The 19,484-nt window shown below is 36.4% G+C and carries 17 protein-coding genes, 1 pseudogene and 1 riboswitch; of the genes and pseudogenes, 12 read left to right on the forward strand and 6 right to left on the reverse strand.

Annotated features, from left to right (window positions below; translation table 11 throughout):
- Window positions 1-426: pseudogene (locus ACMZ42_RS25925) on the forward strand (hypothetical protein); the annotation flags it as partial.
- Window positions 427-568: 142 nt separating this feature from the next.
- Here ACMZ42_RS25925 and rpsD read toward each other — a convergent pair.
- Window positions 569-1,171, reverse strand: a complete 603-nt coding sequence (rpsD, locus tag ACMZ42_RS25930) for a 30S ribosomal protein S4 (protein WP_370075739.1) — start codon at window positions 1,169-1,171, stop codon at window positions 569-571.
- 462 nt (window positions 1,172-1,633) lie between these two features.
- Between rpsD and ACMZ42_RS25935 the strand changes: the two genes are divergently transcribed.
- Entirely contained in the window at window positions 1,634-3,514 is a 1,881-nt protein-coding gene (locus ACMZ42_RS25935) for a sensor domain-containing diguanylate cyclase (protein ID WP_402868350.1), read from the forward strand.
- A gap of 90 nt (window positions 3,515-3,604) precedes the next feature.
- Here ACMZ42_RS25935 and ACMZ42_RS25940 read toward each other — a convergent pair whose 3' ends face one another.
- Both ACMZ42_RS25940 and hisJ read right to left on the reverse strand, forming a co-directional pair.
- A complete protein-coding gene (locus ACMZ42_RS25940; protein WP_415733274.1) occupies window positions 3,605-4,084 on the reverse strand; it encodes a GAF domain-containing protein in 480 nt (159 codons plus the stop codon).
- Between the two features lie 24 nt (window positions 4,085-4,108).
- Window positions 4,109-4,903, reverse strand: coding sequence for a histidinol-phosphatase HisJ (hisJ, locus tag ACMZ42_RS25945; RefSeq protein WP_402868353.1), 795 nt, complete (start codon window positions 4,901-4,903; stop codon window positions 4,109-4,111).
- Between the two features lie 190 nt (window positions 4,904-5,093).
- On the opposite strand from hisJ, the gene ezrA reads away from it, so the two are divergent.
- The 5 genes from ezrA (at window position 5,094) to ACMZ42_RS25970 (ending at window position 10,870) form a co-directional block, all read left to right on the forward strand.
- Window positions 5,094-6,785 (forward strand): septation ring formation regulator EzrA, encoded by a 1,692-nt coding sequence (gene ezrA / locus ACMZ42_RS25950; RefSeq protein WP_370075731.1) that lies wholly within the window; start codon window positions 5,094-5,096, stop codon window positions 6,783-6,785.
- Between the two features lie 227 nt (window positions 6,786-7,012).
- The gene (locus ACMZ42_RS25955) at window positions 7,013-7,477 is read left to right on the forward strand and encodes a GNAT family N-acetyltransferase (protein ID WP_370075729.1); all 465 of its coding nucleotides are present in this window, start codon (window positions 7,013-7,015) and stop codon (window positions 7,475-7,477) included.
- 659 nt (window positions 7,478-8,136) lie between these two features.
- Complete coding sequence (locus ACMZ42_RS25960) at window positions 8,137-9,291, forward strand: cysteine desulfurase family protein (protein ID WP_415733275.1); 1,155 nt, start codon at window positions 8,137-8,139, stop codon at window positions 9,289-9,291.
- A 2-nt stretch (window positions 9,292-9,293) separates the two neighbouring features.
- Window positions 9,294-10,502 carry a tRNA uracil 4-sulfurtransferase ThiI gene (gene thiI / locus ACMZ42_RS25965; protein ID WP_415733276.1) on the forward strand — a complete coding sequence of 403 codons (1,209 nt, stop codon included), beginning with the start codon at window positions 9,294-9,296 and terminating at the stop codon, window positions 10,500-10,502.
- Between the two features lie 155 nt (window positions 10,503-10,657).
- Window positions 10,658-10,870, forward strand: a complete 213-nt coding sequence (locus ACMZ42_RS25970; RefSeq protein ID WP_049667479.1) for an alpha/beta-type small acid-soluble spore protein — start codon at window positions 10,658-10,660, stop codon at window positions 10,868-10,870.
- Window positions 10,871-11,080: 210 nt separating this feature from the next.
- On the opposite strand, the gene thiE is transcribed toward ACMZ42_RS25970, so the two are convergent.
- Genes thiE through thiM form a run of 3 tightly spaced genes read right to left on the reverse strand, consistent with a single transcriptional unit; the run spans window position 11,081 to window position 13,282 of the window.
- Window positions 11,081-11,713 carry a thiamine phosphate synthase gene (thiE, locus tag ACMZ42_RS25975; protein WP_415733277.1) on the reverse strand — a complete coding sequence of 211 codons (633 nt, stop codon included), beginning with the start codon at window positions 11,711-11,713 and terminating at the stop codon, window positions 11,081-11,083.
- Window positions 11,703-12,527, reverse strand: coding sequence for a bifunctional hydroxymethylpyrimidine kinase/phosphomethylpyrimidine kinase (gene thiD, locus ACMZ42_RS25980; protein ID WP_415733278.1), 825 nt, complete (start codon window positions 12,525-12,527; stop codon window positions 11,703-11,705). The genes thiE and thiD overlap by 11 nt, the downstream gene beginning before the upstream one ends.
- Window positions 12,527-13,282, reverse strand: a complete 756-nt coding sequence (gene thiM, locus ACMZ42_RS25985; protein WP_415733279.1) for a hydroxyethylthiazole kinase — start codon at window positions 13,280-13,282, stop codon at window positions 12,527-12,529. Before thiM ends, thiD begins: the two co-directional genes overlap by 1 nt.
- A 90-nt stretch (window positions 13,283-13,372) precedes the next feature.
- Window positions 13,373-13,471: riboswitch (TPP riboswitch) on the reverse strand.
- Between the two features lie 229 nt (window positions 13,472-13,700).
- On the opposite strand from thiM, the gene mbcS reads away from it, so the two are divergent.
- The 5 genes from mbcS (at window position 13,701) to ACMZ42_RS26010 (ending at window position 19,257) form a co-directional block, all read left to right on the forward strand.
- The gene (gene mbcS / locus ACMZ42_RS25990) at window positions 13,701-15,287 is read left to right on the forward strand and encodes an acyl-CoA synthetase MbcS (protein ID WP_415733280.1); all 1,587 of its coding nucleotides are present in this window, start codon (window positions 13,701-13,703) and stop codon (window positions 15,285-15,287) included.
- A 279-nt stretch (window positions 15,288-15,566) separates the two neighbouring features.
- Window positions 15,567-16,580, forward strand: a complete 1,014-nt coding sequence (gene sppA / locus ACMZ42_RS25995; protein ID WP_415733281.1) for a signal peptide peptidase SppA — start codon at window positions 15,567-15,569, stop codon at window positions 16,578-16,580.
- A gap of 12 nt (window positions 16,581-16,592) precedes the next feature.
- Window positions 16,593-17,210: an RDD family protein gene (locus ACMZ42_RS26000; protein ID WP_415733282.1), complete on the forward strand. Its 618-nt coding sequence runs from the start codon at window positions 16,593-16,595 to the stop codon at window positions 17,208-17,210.
- Between the two features lie 524 nt (window positions 17,211-17,734).
- Window positions 17,735-18,238 carry a thiol peroxidase gene (gene tpx / locus ACMZ42_RS26005; protein WP_337989065.1) on the forward strand — a complete coding sequence of 168 codons (504 nt, stop codon included), beginning with the start codon at window positions 17,735-17,737 and terminating at the stop codon, window positions 18,236-18,238.
- Between the two features lie 89 nt (window positions 18,239-18,327).
- Entirely contained in the window at window positions 18,328-19,257 is a 930-nt protein-coding gene (locus tag ACMZ42_RS26010; RefSeq protein ID WP_415733283.1) for a class I SAM-dependent methyltransferase, read from the forward strand.
- The last annotated feature ends 227 nt before the right edge of the window (window positions 19,258-19,484 follow it).

Consider the following 19,484-nt stretch of genomic DNA (forward strand, 5'->3'; position numbering starts at 1 on the left):
GCCCGTACACTCTATAATACAACTTTGTCTTATGCAGTAAAACAATATACTTTAATGCAAGAATCAAAACACTATCGAAAACAATTACATTGCTACCAAAAAGCGAAAAAATCTAATGATACAAAAGAATTGAAGCAGACTGCAAATGAATTAGATACCATTCGTCAATCTTTTGGGTTAAGTGAATATCAACTGCATGCGTATATTAAAAAGCATCAACATAACTATAAAAAACATATAGATAGCAATACTTCTCAGAAAATCGCCTCTACTGTCTGGAAAGCAGTTCAAGATGTTCTATTTAAAGGGAGTAAAGCACACTTTAAACGTTATGGAATGTTTCATTCTGTAGAAGGGAAATCTAATAAAGCAGGCATTCGATTTAAAGAGAATATTGTCTATTGGAATGGATTAACCATTTTGTGAGGATGTTAAATTTTATCACCATTTCTGGAAAAAGAAACCTCTGTAATATTGAGCATTGTCGATAAAAAGCAAAAACCCTAGAGAACCTTGATATAAAAGGTTTTCTAGGGTTTTCTAAACTACTCTTTGCAGAGCAATTTAATTAACGAGAGTAGTACTCTACGATGAATGCTTCGTTGATTTCAGCTGATAATTCAGAACGCTCTGGAAGGCGAGTGAATGTACCTTCTTTTTTGTCAGCGTCAAATGTTAAGTAGTCAGGTACGAAGTTGTTTACTTCGATTGCTTCTGCTACTACAGCAAGGTTTTGAGATTTTTCACGAAGAGAAATCGTTTGACCTGGTTTTACGCTGTATGAAGGAATATCAACGCGTTTGCCATCTACTAAGATGTGGCCGTGGTTTACTAATTGACGAGATCCACGACGAGTACGAGATAAACCTAAACGGTAAACTAGGTTGTCAAGGCGAGTTTCAAGAAGAACCATGAAGTTTTCACCGTGAACACCTTTCATTTTACCAGCGCGGTCGAATAGAGTACGGAATTGACGTTCGTTCATGCCGTACATGTGACGAAGTTTTTGTTTTTCTTGAAGTTGTAAACCGTATTCTGATAATTTTTTACGTTGGTTTGGACCGTGTTGACCTGGTGCGTAAGGGCGTTTTTCGATTTCTTTACCTGTACCGCTTAGTGAGATACCAAGACGACGTGATAATTTCCAAGATGGACCTGTATAACGAGACATATTGTTGTCTCCTCCTTTAAATTTGGTTTTTTTGTTGTAAAACAAAAACCAGTAGTACCCATTCTTATACGTATTTTATTTTCATGTATTTTCGCCTATGCAGCCGTTAGGTTACGCAATACACCGTCTATTTGTTTAGAATCTGTTTAGTTATTCTAAATAAAATAGAGGAATAAAATACAGTAATAAGCTCATACCACTGCTGCGTTTATTTTACACAAACTCCATTGTAACGGCTTATTACATAGACGTCAATTATTAGACTAACTATTTTCGTAAAAGTGTAATAGTATAAATTTCCCCTTTATACATATTTCGATATATAAGAGTAGTTAATGGTACAGTGTGGAATGTAAAATGTAAAAGTAAAATAGAATAACATAGTCAAAATGACACAAATTATGTATACTATACTATAAGTTAATAGTATTGATTTGGACGTTATATAGAAAAGGTGATTTCATGACAGACCATTTACAAACGCTAAAATATATAAAATCAGATGTTTTGAGCATTTGGGTGAGTTCTAAGGAACAAGCCGGTTTTAATGGGTATTTTCACCCATTAGAACGGTGTCTAAAGAAGCACTTTGGAATTGTAAATGTGGCGTTTCTCGGTTTAGAAGGTAATTCTTTAATACCTGTTGAAGAAATGGCTACTGTAACAATTGAAACAAAACTAAATGCTGTGTCATGGTTAATGATTGAAGCTAGCTTTTATCAACAGAAGTTGGTAAAAGTCCCTTATATATTAAAAGAAAAAGAAGCATATACGATGATGACAGATATGGTGCTTTTACAAGCAGAAGGCAAAAATCCAATTGGTGTGCTACTCGTTGAGGCAACCGATGCTTGGACAGACTTTATGACTTCGGATTACGGAGAAAATTTTGTCGAAACGCTCACGAAGGCTTTTCAGATCATTAGAGAAAATTTCGAAGTAAAAGTGAATGAAGACCAATATAGAAAATTGTACAATATGACAGATTTATTTCATTCCACTATGGATATTGATTTAATTTTAGAAAATGTCTTGAAAAATATTAAGGATAATTTCCCGGAGTTTAATGTGGAGCTTATACTATCGAATGATCAAGACCGCCATACGACTATCGATATTAAGCTATTTGATTACTTATCTGAAAGACCTGCGACAATTGAGGCTTTTGTCTCAGGAGAGCTGACGACGGAGCTTGCAAGCGATTTGAATTGTCGATTATTAAACGCCCCTATAAAAGGGAGACAAGCTATTTATGGTATTTTACAAGTAAGTGCACCTACAACATATCTTTTTTCAACGACTGAAAAAGATTTTGTACGAATGCTAGCACAAGCATCTGGAAATGCACTAGAAAATGCAAAATTATATCATCAATCACATCGCCTTGTAAGTGATTTACAACTCATCAATGAAACATCGCATCGTTTAAATATGAGGATTGACATAAATGAAATGTTACTTTTCCTCCAAAAACAGTTAATGAAATCTTTTCAACCAATGGAAGTTTGTTTCGCTTTTAAACATAATGACACCTTTAAAGTGACGGATGCGAGTACAGCCTTTTTCAATGCAGAGAAGGGTCAAACATATATAAAACATGTTGAACATCATTTTGAACATTCCAACGATCCACTATTTATTGCCGATTTCAGTCGATTAACCCCTAATCAAATTGAATATCGTTCAATTATGGCAATCCCGATTTTAATGGAAGAAAAAATTAATGGCTTTAGTATTGTGTTACACAAGGAGCCATATTTCTTTTCATTTGATAGCTTTAAATTAATGCAATCATTAATCCATCACTCTTCTTTAGCAATTGCAAACTCAATACTACGTAATCAACTTCAAGAAATGGTAGATTTGGACCATTTAACGAAATTATATGCAAGAAGTTATTTAGACCAATATGTAGAAAAGTCTCTTAAAAATGATCAATCAGGGATGTTCTTACTCATTGATATTGATAATTTTAAACGCATTAATGATACGTATGGTCACCAAATTGGTGATAAGATTCTTAAGCAAATTGCGGTACAGTTAAAAGAAATGATTGGAGTTCGTGGTATTTGTGCACGCTGGGGTGGAGAAGAAATGTCTGTGTATATCCCAAATATTGATGAGAAAGAAGCAATCGAATTAGCAGCAACAATCGTTGCAATAATTCCAAATACAACAGATCCTCAGGTGACTATTTCAGCAGGTCTCATAACATGGGACGAACAGTACCATCCAGCGTTTCAATCTGTTTTCCTACATGCAGATACAGCGCTTTATGAAGCGAAAAACAGTGGTAAAAATCGATTTTGTATTCATGATCGATCTTATCAAAACAATTTATAATGTAATAAAAAAAGTTGGTTTTGAAAATAAAACATCAGCCTTATGCGCTGAAATACCCTGAAATGACAATAAATCATTTCAGGGTATTTTTTATAAATGGAGAAGTAAGGTTTTTACGAATACCTCTAACCCCTCTTGATCTTCCTTTGAAAAGCGGTTTGTGATTGGACTGTCGATATCAAGTACACCGATGACCTGTCTTTCTTTTATTAAGGGAATAACAATTTCGGATTGGGATGCGGCATCACAAGCAATATGCCCTGGGAAGTCATGTACGTCTTTTACCACTATAGTTTCTGCTTTGCCTACAGCTGTTCCACAAACTCCGCGTCCAATTGGTATTCTGACGCAGGCAGGTAAGCCTTGGAATGGCCCTAATACAAGTTCATCCCCCTGTAATACATAAAAACCAACCCAGTTAATGTTCGGTAGGAATTGATTTAGTAAAGCAGAGGCGTTGCTTAAATTAGCAATGCGATCGCTTTCTCCAGTAAGTAGGGCATCTAACTGTTTTGCTAATGTATTATATTGCTCGGCAATTGGCCCTTCATAATTAATTTGTGTAAACATAATAGCACCTCGTTTGAAAGTTATTTATTTTGGATATATAACATTATAGTGTTGATGTAAATCAGCAACACTATGAGCATCTGAACCAAAAACAATTGGTAGCCCAATAGATTTACTATAATCGATAAAGGTAAATGGTGGATAAGGTTCCTGACAATATGTTTTACTTAAACCAGCGCTATTTAAATCTAGCTCATAGCCTTCTGCTTTCATTAAATCTAATACTTCTCGAATCCGCGTAGAATCATCAATTTTCATTTTATGTGCTAATTGAAATTTGTGAATAAGTGAAGGATGCCCAATGCGTTTAGGCTTGTATTGCCCTAAATCTGCTTTAATGGATTGTAGGACGGTATCGTAATATAAATTATACACTTGTTCAATAGAGCCCACTTTTTTTGAAAAAGCCATAAAGCTTTCTGGAGAAAAGTCTATGCATTCAAAGATATTTTGCCATTGTAAAAAATGGACTGATAAAATAGAGTCATCTAAAAAGTGTCCATATGTATCAAGAAATTGACGAGTTTCTTGTTCAAAGCCTTGAATATAGTCAACCTCAAGACCGATATGAATGCGAATGTCTTGTGCGTACTCCTTTTGAAGGCACTGTAAATCTTCAAAATAAGGCATTAAAAATTCTGGATTCATACCACTATCTTGCTGAGGTGTAGGGTCAGTAAAATTCAAAGGTAATGGTGCGTGTTCTGTAAAGGTAATATCTGTAAAGTTGTGAGAAATTGCTTTTTCAATATATTGCTTAAATGAATCAGAAGTACCATGTGGACAATACGGACTATGAACATGGCCGTCACATTTCATAAAATTACCACTCCTTTAGCTTTTGGATCAAACACTTTTATTTGCGCAAATTGTTCAGAATTTAAGTAGGTGTTATTCTTGAAAGGCGTAAATACATAAAAAACACTCAAATTTTAGTACAAAAGGCGATAACATAGTATATAATAAATACAACTAGCCAATTCGTTTATTGTAGAATAGGAGGCTTACGATGGAGTATATCATCATTCCGGTTATCCTACTATTAATTTTAGCGATAGTAGGATTTATGATGCGACGAAAACATACAACAATCATTGCTAAACTTGAAAATGAAAAATCACAAATACAAAACAATCCCATAAATGAGGAAATTTCAAAAGTTAAATCTTTGAACATGAACGGTGAAACGGAAGAGATGTTTGAACGATGGCGAAATAGCTGGGATGAAGTCATCGATGTACATATGACAAAAATTGATTCACTTTTATTTGATGCAGAGGATCAAATCAATAGACTTCGTTTTAAGAAAGCAACGTTAATTGAACGTGAGATAGAAGATTACATTCAAAAATGTGAACAAGATAAAGATAAAATCTTAGAAGAACTAAATGAATTAATTGGCAGCGAAGAAAAAAATCGTATTGAAATTGAACAATTAAAAGAATACTATCGCTCTGCACGTAAAACATTGTTAGCTCACCAACATTCATTTGGTGTAGCATTACCGGCTCTGGAGAAAAAGCTGGAGATGTTTGTTCAAAAGTTTGAGGAATTCGATGTGCTTACTAGCGAAGGGAATTATTTGCAGGCTCGAGAAATTGTTATTGGCTTGAATCAAGAATCACAACAGACATTTGAATATATTAATGATGTCCCAGCAATTTTGACTGAATTGCAAGTAAAACTACCAGGCGCGGTACAGGAATTACGTAGTGGCCAGCGTGAAATGGAGGAGCAATCCTACTATTTACAGCATTTAGAGCTAACTAAGGGGTTCGATAAATTTGATGAAGAATTTGCGACATTAAAAAATGAATTAGCAGAGCTTAATTTAACCGTTGTTAAACCACGTGTAGCTGAAATAAATGAAGAGATTGATCACTTTTACGATCTACTTGAAAAAGAAGTTATTGCTAAAAATTATGTTGACCAAAATTGTGATCGTTTATTAAGCTCAATTACTAATGTTATTAGTTCAACAAGATTAGTAAGTGATGAAGCAACTTTTGTGCAGCAAAGCTACCGTTTAAATGAAAAAGATGCAGAAATTCCAAAAGCTGCGTTAAAGCAATTAGAGGCTTTACAACGTCGCTATGATTTATTAGCGATGCGTGTTAGAGAGGAAAAATCTGCATACTCAAGTTTGCAGGAAGAATTGATTGAAATTAACGAGGAACTTGAACATATTCATGAGGAGCAAGGCCATTTATCAAATACGATGAAGAAGCTCCGAATTGATGAAAACAAGGCTCGTGCACAAGTAGAAAGCTTAAAGAAAACGTTACAAGAAACAGATCGTCTATTGAATAAGGCTAATATTCCAGGTATTCCTGAAGAGATGGATGCCCGTCTAGATGAGGCAGCAGAGCATATTTATGTAGTTATGCAAAGCCTTCAAGAGGTACCACTTAATATGGGAACAGTCCATAACAATTTAAATGCTGCAACACTTTGCGTAGAGGATGTAAAAGCGAAGGCGAATGAATTGATTGAAAATGTAATGCTGATTGAACGTATTATTCAGTATGGTAATCGTCATCGTGCAACAAATCCAAAATTGCATACTCGTTTAAGAGAAGCAGAAAAATCCTTTAATCAATTCCGCTATTCCAAGGCATTAGAAGAGGCTGGAACGGCAGTTGAAGAAATGGAGCCAGGTGCTTTAAAGCGAATTCAAGAACTTGTAGCAGAGAAACAATAACTAAATAGTCAAGTATAATAAAAAAATACATCAGCTGTCTAAAAGGTATAGTTATTACTTTTTAGACAGTTTTGTTATTAAGATGCAAAATTTCTCTAAACCTACGATTTTAGCGCCTTGAAATGTTTGAGGAAGCTACGCATTCGTGGTAAAAGGGAAATGGAGCGGGAAGCTTCACATGATGTCTCACTACGATTTTGATTAAAAACTAATAGAGGGTGGTCATAATGCAATTTTATATTCGGGAAATGAATGAAATTTTTGCGACTGATATTTTGAATTGGAAATATGAAGAACCATATGATTTTTATAACAATGATCTATGCGATGAATCTCTAAAAGAAATTCTTGAAAGTCCGTATTATTCAATTGTCAATGATCAAGAAGAGCTAGTTGGTTTTTTCTGTACAGGAACATCAGCACAAGTACCTAAAGGACGTGATTATGGTGCGTATTTAGACGAGTGCATTGATGTGGGGATAGGGATGAAGCCTGAGCTAACAGGAAAAGGTTGCGGTTCAGAATTTTTTTCATTTATTTTAAATCAGCTACAACAAGAAAATCATAGTCCTATTCGTTTAACAGTAGCTACATTTAATACAAGAGCCATTCATCTTTATGAAAAATTAGGTTTTACAAAAGTCATGGAATTTACAGCTTCAACAGAATTTATAACAATGAAAAAAGGTTAAAAATAAGCGTGTTGACTAAGGTATATTGTGGTGAAGTCTGCCTTCAATATGGTGGTAAAATATAGTATAAATATGGCTGCTGAAAGTTGAGGATGGCATTTATTTGAAGCATTGTCATGTATATAAGTTGATTGGAGTGGAGGTTGGGCGACTCCTTGGGGATCAGCAATAGAGGAACGAAGGCTAAAACCATCACGTCCTGTGATAACGCCTTCGTGACCAACATCCTGCTGCTGACGCTACGTTAGCACTACGCTTTCGCGCAAAAAACATCCTGTTGCCCCAAGCTGCTCATCGGACGCCCCCAGGAAGCTCTGCTCTGCGCGAAAGCGAAGCGTCAGTAACAAATGTTTTCTGTAGCGAAAGCGAAGCGACAGCAACAAATGTTTTTTGTAGCGACAGCTACAAAGCGCCCAGCCGGAACGGAAATCAACTTCACGTTATAGTAATAAGCCTAACAATGCAAAACCCAAATTTTTATACTCAGGAAACGTTCATAGTAAATTTTAATATGCCACTCTTAATGGGTGGTTTTTCACATTAAAAGCAAACAAATAAGTGATTAAATTAGGATAATTGTTAAAGTTAGTAGTCAATTGCTGAAGATTGCGTTATGATAAATACCGTTAAATCAACGTTTTGAAAGTGTGTGAATATTAATGGAAGTTAATACAATCTATTTAGACAACAGTGCAACAACAAAACCTTTAAAAGAGGTTATGCAAGCATTTATGGCAGTGAATGAGCAGTATTATGCCAATCCTGCTTCCATTCATGCAATGGGTGTTGAATCAAACGAATTGTTAATGCGTGCACGTGAGCAAGTAGCAGATATTTTGCAGACAGAAGCAAAAAATGTGCTATTTACATCAGGTGGTACTGAATCCAATAACACGGCTATATTTGGTTTAGCACGTAGCAATACACATAAAGGAAATCATATTTTAACAACTGAAGTTGAACATCCATCTGTTCTAGAAGCTGTTAAGCAACTTGAGCAAGAGGGTTTTGATGTTGAATACTTACAAGCCGATAAAAATGGAGTTATTTCTTTAGAGGAGCTTCGCACAAAAGTGCGCAAGGATACCATTTTAGTAAGTATGATGCATGTAAATAATGAAATGGGTGCTATCCAACCAATTTTTGAAGCTGCAAAAATTATTCATGAATCAAGTCGCGCAGCTTTTCACGTGGATGCTGTACAAAGCTTTGGAAAGTTACCGATATCATTTAACGATGATGATGGACCAGACTGTATTTCAATTTCTGGCCATAAAATTCATGGCTTTAAAGGTTCAGGTGTACTAGCATTTCGTAAAAAAATGAAATGGCAACCATATGCACTTGGCGGAGGGCAGGAGTTTGGTTTGCGTAGTGGAACAGTAGCTGTACCGCAAGCAGTAGCCTTATCTAAAGCAGCCCGAATAGCAGTAGAGACGATGAATGATCGTGCGAAAAAATATCGTCAATGGAATGAAGAAATATGCACGCAACTACGTGGCTATGGAGATGCAGTGCATATTTTATCAACCCCACAAGGTGCGGCACATATTTTATCTTTTAGTATTCGCGACTTAAAAGGTGAAGTCATTATTAATGCATTGCAAAAACGCAATGTAATTGTATCGACATCGAGTGCGTGCTCATCGAAACAGACAAAAACAAGCCATGTTGTTGAAGCTTTAAATATTGATGAGCACTTTAAAAAGGGTGTTATTCGTATAAGTTTTGGCGCGCATGTAACAAATGAAGATATAGTAAAGTTTAAACAAGTATTAGATGAAGTATTGATGGAACTTAAAGGAGAATTATAAAAATGATTTGGAAAGAAATTTTAATTCGATATGGAGAGCTTTCTACAAAAGGTCGCAACAAGATGGATTTTATTCGTCGTTTACGTGAGAACATTCGTCATGCATTTGCAGATTTAGGGCATTTACACATTCGTACAGAACGCGACCGTATGTTTATCGCCATTCAAGATGAAACACAAATGGACGTTCTATTAAAAGGATTACCTAAAATTTTTGGTATCCAATCATTTAGTCCAGTGGCAGCATGTGAAAAAGACATGGAGGCCATGAAAAAACTTGCTATAACAATTATGGATACATTTAAAAATGAGCAACTTACTTTTAAAGTAGAAGTAAAGCGCACTGATAAAACATTTCCGTTAGAATCACATGCCATTCAACGCGAAATCGGTGGTTATGTATTACCACAATATCAAAATTTATCAGTAAAGGTTAAAAAGCCTGATATCGAACTTCGTGTAGAAGTGCGTCATGACGCAACATATATGATGGCACAAGTTATTTCAGGTGCAGGTGGAATGCCTGTAGGTTCGAATGGTAAATCTTTATTAATGCTTTCTGGTGGAATAGATAGTCCTGTTGCTGGTTATTTAATGATGAAACGAGGAGTGCGCTTAGAAGCGATTCACTTCTTTAGTCCACCTTATACAAGCCAAAATTCATTGGAAAAAGTAAAGGTGCTTGCTAATGAATTAACGAAATTTGGCGCTAGTATTCGTTTACATGTTATTCCTTTCACTGAAATCCAAGTTCTTATTAAAGAAAAAGTACCTTCTAATGTATCGATGACAACAACTCGTCGAATGATGCTAAAAGTTGCTGACAAAGTACGTGAAGAAATTGGTGCGCTAGCAATTGTTACAGGTGAAAGTCTTGGACAAGTAGCGAGTCAAACCCTTGAAAGTCTAACAGCTATTAATGCCGTAACTAACACACCAATTTTACGTCCATTAATCTCATCAGATAAATTAGAAATTATCGATATTGCTGAGAAAATAGGCACATACGAAACGTCTATCCAGCCATTTGAAGACTGTTGTACAATTTTTACTCCAGCAAGTCCAAAAACAAAGCCAAAGCTTGAAAAGGTTGAGCATTATGAAAGCTTCTCGGATTTTGATGAACTAATCGAACGAGCAGTGAAAAACCGTGAAGTTTATATTTTCCCGAAAAAAGAGCAAGAAGCCGATAAATTTGCAGATCTTCTATAGAAGAAACTTGCGATTTCGTAAGCTAATGAGCCGACTCAAAGTCTTGAGTTGGCTTTTTTTTGTTCATTTCCTTCGGAGGTACAATTTACCTTTAAAATTTTTGTATTAAAAATCTAATATCGCACATTCTATATTCACAAGGAGGTGAGAGACACATGACTTCAACAAATCGCAGTTCAAACAAACTTGCAGTACCTGGTGTAGAGTACGCTCTAGATCAAATGAAATACGAAATTGCACAAGAATTTGGTGTTCAATTAGGAGCTGACGCTTCAGCTCGTGCTAACGGTTCCGTTGGCGGTGAAATCACTAAACGTCTTGTACAAATGGCTGAATCACAATTAAAAGGTATGCCAAACAACCAATAATTGCTTAATCAGCAAAAAATTAAAACCAGTGACCGTAAAAGGCACTGGTTTTAGTTTGTTTAAATTTCTTAATTTTTATCCGGTATTCTGTATCAAAAGAGAAGCGTCAGGTCCTCCCATTTCAATTCAATGAGAGCAAAGAAATAGGTGAGGTTAACTGCCGTAAAAACTCGATTGGTGAAGACTAATAATCAGTGGGGTAAAAACACTTTATCCTACAAATGATTTAAATGTAGAGACTGTATTTGAAATATCCTCACTTTGGCAAATGGCAGAAATAACTGCTATTCCATCCGCACCTGCTTTAAATACCGTAGGAGCATTCGAGCAGTTTATGCCTCCAATTGCAACGATAGGGAGTTCAGGATATTGTATCCTAACTTGCTGTAAAAAATCAGTCCCACTAGGAGGATTGGCGTCACTTTTAGAAGTGGTTGAAAAAATCGGACCAATTCCTACATAATCAGCACCATATTGTAGAGCAGTTTGTAATTCAGCATGTGAATGAACAGAAACACCTAAAATCATATTGCCAATTTTATTACGCACCGTCGACACAGGAGAATCCTCTTGCCCAATATGAATACCGTCCGCTCTAAGTTTTATAGCCAGCTCGACATCATCGTTGACGATAAACGGAACATCATACTGTTGACAGAGCTTTTGACATTTGCGAGCAAAATCTTCATAGGCTTGCCCAGTTAATGTATTTGGTCCTTTTTCACGATATTGAAACATAGTAATTCCAGATTGCAGAGCTTTCTCTAAAATGTTTAATGGCTCTTGTTTGAAAACATTACCTGTACCCATTATAAAATATAGCTGTAGATCGTCACGTTTCATGAATAATCACCTCACAGGAATCCTTCAAGTTTTGATAAGCAAAATGATTTGTAGGACCATGTCCATTACCAATAGATAAATCATGAGTTATTGCTAATTGAATAAATTTTTTAGCTTCCTCAATCGCTTCTTCTAAAGGTAGTCCCTGACCAATAAAAGCAGTTAATGCAGCGGAAAACGTACAGCCTGTACCATGCGTATTTTTTGTTGCAATACGAGTGGACTGCATGGAAAATGATCGACCATCTTGGAAAAATACATAATCAGTAGCATAACATTTATCCTCTAAATGACCGCCTTTAATAATGACGCATTGAACGCCCATTAGTAATAAGACCTTAGCTGCTTCTTTAATATCTGTTAAAGAATTGATTGTCCTTCCAGAAAGGGTTTCTGCCTCAGGAATGTTCGGTGTTACGACTGTTGCTAAAGGAAGCAAACAACTGCGTAATGCCTCAATTGCTTCTTGCTGTAATAAACTTTCACCGCCTTTTGCAATCATGACAGGATCTACTATAAGCGGAATATTTCTTTCAGCTAAAATCTGTGCAATTGATTGAATTATTTCAGAGGAAAACAGCATTCCGGTTTTAACGGCACTTATTGAAAAATCCTCGACTAGCGCTTGCAGTTGTTTCTCAACAAAACTAACTTCAATTGGTAAGACATCCGATACACCAAGTGTATTCTGAGCGGTTAAAGCTGTAATAACAGACGTTCCAAACACCTTTAATTCCTGAAATGTTTTTAAATCAGCCTGTATGCCTGCACCGCCACCACTATCAGAACCAGCAATTGTTGTTACAATATGCATTATTGTTCACCACCCTTGGAAAGGCGATGTAGTTCGTTCAATACTGCAATTTGAAAATCGCCAATGTATGAAGTAGAAGAAGCGGCTTGTTCAGCCACTTTTTTATAAAGCGATAATGTTTCTACCAATTGGTTGAATGGTTTATTTCCTGCGACGTAGGATGCACAACAAATGGCGCTCAATAAGCAACCTGTTCCAGTAACTTCTGTCATTTGAAAATTTCCACCTGTAACCCATTGCTGATGTTCGCCATCAGTAATAAAATCCTTTTCACCGGTCACAATAACAATACAATCGTAGAGTTGAGCTACTTTTTGTGCCTCAACTTCTAAAGAAATTGAACCACTACCACTATCTACGCCTTTTTGTTGCCATTCTACATCGGCTATAGCTGCAAGCTCTCCGATATTACAACGAATAGCCGCAAAATTTATTTCCTTAAGTAATTGTTGTACCGTTTGTTTCCGGTAAGTTGTTGCACCTGCAGCAACAGGATCTAAAACGACGGGAATACCAAGGGCATTTGCTTTTTTTCCAGCAAGTAACATTGATTCTTTCATTCGCTCGTTAAGGGTACCGATATTTATCAATAAGCCTGAGGAAATTGCGACCATTTCTTCAACCTCATGACTGTCATCTGCCATAACTGGTGAAGCGCCTATTGCTAATAAGCCATTTGCTTGAAAATTAGCCACAACATAATTAGTAATGCAATGAATAAGTGGATTTTGTTTACGGATAGTATGAAATACCATTTTAAGTCCTCCTTGTTGGATGGACGTAAGCGTGCAAAAAAAGGCTCTTTTTCGTGTAGAAAAAAACACGCAAAAGAGCCTTTCATCAGTAAATAGATGTGAGTTGCTCCCTACGTCAGTATTAACTAACAGGTTCAAAGGGTCAGGTTTTACCTTCTCAACTCTAAATGAGTCCCCCTGCAATCTTGCTTTTAGTTGACCAAAATGTACCATATTATTCACTCGTGTTCAATAGGGAGTTTTTTTCTTCATTGCGAAAACGGCACTAAAGCTAAGTCGAAATTGATAGTACTAATACGTGACTGATGCCATATAGCAGAACATGATAGTTGTCACGACTTTAATGAATTGGAGTGAATTCCATTGAAAATGATAAAAATTGAGTTTTATAATGAGCGTACAAAAGGGGGCATTTGCCATGAAAAGAGAAGATTTAATCGCACCAGAATGGTATAACATTTCAGAGGAAATTGAAAAATATGCACAGGATTCTACTAAAAATGCATTATTAGTTTATAACGAAGATGAGGAAATTCAGTACTTAACATATCGAGCTTTACTTGAAAAGGCGAACCAGGCAGCACATGTATTTACATCTCAAGGGTTAAAAAAAGGTGATGTTATTTTGGTCATGGTGCCCAGATCAGTTGAAGCATATATCGTCTATATTGCTGCCTTAAAGGCAGGCTTAACCATTATACCTAGCTCAGAAATGCTGAGAACTAAGGATATTGAATATCGAATCAATCATGCCGATGCAAAAGGCGTTGTAGCATTTGAGCCTTATATTGAACAATTCGATAATGTGGGGAAATTACAAGAAATACAGCAATTTGTCATTGGTCATGCACAGGAACCTTGGCAGCCGCTGCTTGAAAAAATGCAAAATCAACCGACGACTTACATAAGTTCTACGCCGACTAAGAGTACAGACATTGCATTTTTAGCTTATACGAGTGGTACAACAGGCAATCCAAAGGCAGCGGTTCATACACATAGCTGGGGTTATGCGCACTTGCGAACTACTGCTCCAAATTGGTTAGGTGTACAAGAAGGTGACATTGTTTGGGCTACAGCAGCACCAGGATGGCAAAAATGGATTTGGACTCCGTTCCTTGCTACTTTAGGAAGTGGTGCAACAGCATTTGTTTTCAAAGGTCACTTTGATGCGGCAACATACCTTGCATTGCTTGAAAAATTTAATATAAATATTCTGTGTTGCACACCGACCGAATACAGATTTATGGCAAGTCTTGAAAATTTGCAAGACTTTAATTTAAGTACGATACGTCAGGCTGTGTCAGCGGGTGAACCTTTAAATAGTGAAGTGATAAAAGTATTTTCCGAAGTCTTTAATTTACAAGTACGTGATGGTTATGGACAAACAGAGAATACATTACTTGTTGGAACAATGGTAGGGATGGAGGCTAGAATGGGCTCAATGGGTAAGCCTACTCCGGGTAATACTGTTGAAATTATTAATGATATTGGAAATCCCACTGTAATTGGAGAAGTTGGAGATATTGCTGTACACTGTGAATCACCCGCGTTATTTAAGAAATATTTAAACGATCCCGAACGTACAAATTTACAATTTAGAGGCGATTGGTATATTACGGGAGATTGTGCATATAAAGATGAAGATGGCTATTTTTGGTTTGAAGGACGTGGGGATGATGTTATTATTTCGTCTGGATATACGATAGGCCCATTTGAGGTAGAAGATGCGTTATTGAAGCATCCAGCGGTAAAAGAAACTGCCGTAGTCGCGAGTCCAGATGAAATTCGTGGAAATCTCGTGAAGGCATTTGTTGTGCTCTCTGATGGTGTAGTTGGTGATGAAACGCTTATTAAAAAACTACAAAGCCATGTGAAAAATTTAACAGCCCCTTATAAATATCCTCGTGCTATTGAGTTTGTTACTGAGCTACCAAAGACTACATCAGGCAAAATTCGCCGTGTCGAATTACGTGAGCAAGAAAAAATCCATTATATTAATCATTAATTTCCTAGGAAATAATGTCGAAAATCAAAGTTCCTGCTTTTTTTATGAACTTTGATTTTTTTTTAATATCAGATAATGTAGTATAAGTTGAATAGGTTGAGTGGTTAAATTGGTTAAAGCTTTTGCATAGTATTGGTTAGTTACCTAAATTAAGGAGTGGTATTTGTTAAAACGGAACAGAGATCAACCCCTATGTTATGGTGATAAGCCATATTATTGCAATAAGTATGAAACAAATTAGGATATCAATCGTATAACGTTATGAGGAGGCGGAAAGATATGAATGGTAAAAGGTGGGCCGCTTTAATAATTGCAGGTGTACTATTAGTGTTTTCATTAGGGATCAACACTATCTTTGCAATATTTAAATCGAATTTCTTTAGTAATTTTGATAGTTTAATGGATGGAAACGATTTAACTGTAATGGAAAAGGTTAAAGAAAGTGGCGATATGGATAAACGTATTGCATACTTAAAGGTTGATGGAACGATTCAAGATGTTGGTTCAAGTAGTTTATGGCAACCAGTTGCTTATGATCATCAATTTTTCTTAAATCAATTAGATAATATTTTATATGATCAGACTGTGGAAGGTATCGTTTTAAGTGTAAATTCACCAGGTGGCGGTGTAAAGGAATCTGCAGAAATCTATAAAAAACTTTTGAAAATTAAAGAAGAGCGACAAATTCCAATCTATATAACTATGGATTCGATGGCAGCTTCAGGTGGTTATTATATTTCAGCGCCCGCAGATAAAATATTTGCGCAACGTGATACAATTACAGGTTCGATTGGTGTCATTATGCAATCTATTAATTATCAGGCGTTAGCAGAAAAAGTTGGTATTAAATATGAAACGTTTAAATCTGGTGAACATAAAGATATGCTTAGCCCAATGCGTGAAGTGACACCGGAAGAGCGTGCTATGATGCAAGACATGATTAATGAAACTTATCAGGAATTCGTTCATATTGTGGCAAAAGGGCGTAATATGTCTGAAACCGATGTGAAAAAAGTTGCTGATGGTCGAATTCTTAGTGGTAAGAAGGCTCTTGAAGCGGGCTTAGTAGATGAGCTTGGCGATGAGGAAGCAGCAATTACTGCAATGCGTAAAGATTTTGGTTTAGAGGACGCAGAATTATTTGAGTATTCATATGATACGGGTGGTTGGTCATCATATGTTGGGATGAAGATTGGATCAATGTTTGGTCCTTCAGCAGAGGAAAAAATGCTGATGAAAATTATGGCAGAATATAAAGCACCAAAAATGATGTACTTATATGGCGAAAACTAAGGAGGGAGTACAATGACAAACAATGATATTGTTATGCAAGGTTCACCCTCTATGGAGAATACGTTCCTAATAGATAAGCCAATTACGAATAAAAATTATGCGTTGAAAACGGCAGGCTTTTGGATACGTTTTTGGGCATTTTTATTAGATGGATTCGTTATTACAGCTATAGGTGGAATTCTCGTTAACCCAATTTTTTATTTAATGGATTGGTCATTATCTGAGACAGTGTGGTATGCACCGATTTCGATTTTATCCGCTATTCTTTATTACAGTTATTTCGTATTAATGACGAGATTTTTTGGGCAAACATTAGGGAAAATGATATTTGGATTACGTGTTATTTCATTAAAACATGAGAAGCTGACATGGTCAGACGTGTTATTCCGTGATTGGATAGGGCGTATCATCAACAGCATTTTTATGCCACTTTATATTCTTGTAGGCATTTTACCAAACAATCAAGGTCTACATGATTATTTCGCGGATACAACAGTCGTTCATGAAAAAATATATATTGAAAAAGATATTGTGCAACCATCTTTGCCAATCAAAGAGGAAAAGATTGAGTCCGTACCTCTAGAGGAAAAATCTGAACCTGAAAAGCTAGAGAAACATAACGAAGAATAATGGCTAGAGCTGTCTCATTACGGTGAGACAGCTCTTTATTTTAGTGATGATAGAGGTGATTAATGGTTAGTTCGTTGGGAAAAAGATCCAAAAGTTAGGATACATTTATAATAACGTATACCATGGATAAAGTTGATTGTAGTGGAGGCTTGGCGACTTCTTGGGGATTAGCAATAGAGGAACGAAGGCTAAAACCATCACGTCCTGTGATAACGCCTTCGTGACCAATCTCTTGTTGGCCCGAGACCCTGGAACGAGCAACGCGAGTGAAGCGGCTCATCGGACGCCCCCAGGAAGCTCTGCTCTGTGCGAAAGCGAAGCGTCAGCGGCAAAGCGCCAAGCCGGAATGGAAATCAACCCTACATTATAGAGATAAGCTTGGAAAATGATGCAACCTAAATCAAATATGGATGAATAGGTTCGAAATGATTTTTTCAAAACTATTTTTGATAAGTTGTCTGAGTTGCAATTAATTCCCTCTATTTAGTAATATTATGTACATATGAAGATTAGGAGGCGTTTATATGGCACAAGTAACATTTAAAAATGGCCCAGTAACACTTGTAGGTAACGAAGTAAAAGTTGGAGACAAAGCACCAGACTTTACTGTATTAGCGAATGATCTATCACCTGTTACATTAAAAGATTCAGAGGGGAAAATTCGTTTGTTTAGCGTTGTACCATCATTAGATACTGGTGTTTGCGATGCACAAACACGTCGTTTTAATGAAGAAGCAGCAAACTTAGGTGACAATGTAGTTATCTATACTGTATCTGTTGACCTTCCATTTGCTCAAAAACGTTGGTGTGGTGCAGCAGGCATTGATGCTGTTCAAACAGTATCAGATCACCGTGACCTTTCATTTGGTGAAGCATATGGTGTCTACATCCAAGAATTACGCCTTCTAACACGTGCGGTGTTTGTTGTGGATGCAAATGACAAAGTGACATATGTGGAATATGTTCCTGAAGCAACAGACCATCCAAACTATGAAGCGGCAATTGCAGCTGTCAAAGCACTAGCATAATTTATTGATTTTAGGCTAAGATATTACTAGACAAAGGGGCTGTGACAAGTTTTTGTCACGGCTCTTTTCTGCGTGAAAGGAAGTTGTGTATGGAAAATATCGAAAAGTTATTTGGTATGCTAAATGAACATGCTGAAAAAATAGAAAAAGAACATAATGTTACATTGCTAGAAGGTATTTTAGATGGCTTAGAGGCATGGCTAGATGAGGAAGTTAATTTTTCACAAGAAGGTGCTACAAAGGAAGATGTGCGCAAAGCGATTCAAATTGCTGTTTTAAAGGGGATGAGAAAAGGTTCTCAGCCGAATCACCAAATGACACCTGATACTCTTGGGTTATTAGTTGGTTATTTTGTGGAGCAACTATTTGCGGAGCGTCTAGAAACAGAAAAAATATCTATTTTAGATCCAGCAGTAGGTACAGGAAATTTACTATTAACAGTTATGAATTTATTAGACGGAAAAACAGAAGCAACAGGTGTAGAAGTTGATGAGCTACTTATTCGTATAGCTGCAGCTACAGCTGATTTGACAGAGCAGCCAGTTTCCTTATTCCGTCAAGATGCTTTACAAGATTTATTAGTAAATCCTGCAGATGCTGTTGTTTGTGATTTACCGGTCGGGTATTATCCGAATGAAGATATCGCATTAGATTATGAACTATGCGCTTCAGAAGGAATGAGTTATGCACATCACTTATTTATTGAGCAGTCCATTAATTACACGAAGGATGGAGGCTATTTATTTTTCTTAGCACCAACCCATCTCTTCGAGTCTGAGCAGTCGAAACAACTGCATAAATACATTCAAAAGCATGCTTGGATTCAAGCGATTATTCAATTACCAGATACAATGTTCGCCAATAAAGCACTTGAAAAGAGCATTGTCATTTTGCAAAAGCAAGGTAAGGAATTCAATGCTCCAAAAGAAGTACTGTTAGCAAAAGTACCAAACATGCAAAATAAACAAGCTCTTGCTATGTTCTTTGAAAAAGTGAAGATGTGGCAAGAAGGGAAATAAGCATAAAACAGGCTGGGGCAAAACCGGTCAAAAACCTTAAAAAGCGTGAGAAATCAATTTTGAAATATGATTTCTCGCGCTTTTCTAATGTGAAATTTTTTAATTTTGGTTCTAAGTCAAATGTTGGGGTGCACAAATCTTTCAGCACGTTAACCCAGATGAACCCCGATTTCTTTATACTTTAAATTTAATAAGATTTTTGCTCGAAAGTGATCGAAGCGTCGAAA

It is taken from the genome of Lysinibacillus sp. NPDC056185, from assembly GCF_047737915.1.
Taxonomy (GTDB): Bacteria; Bacillota; Bacilli; order Bacillales_A; family Planococcaceae; genus Lysinibacillus.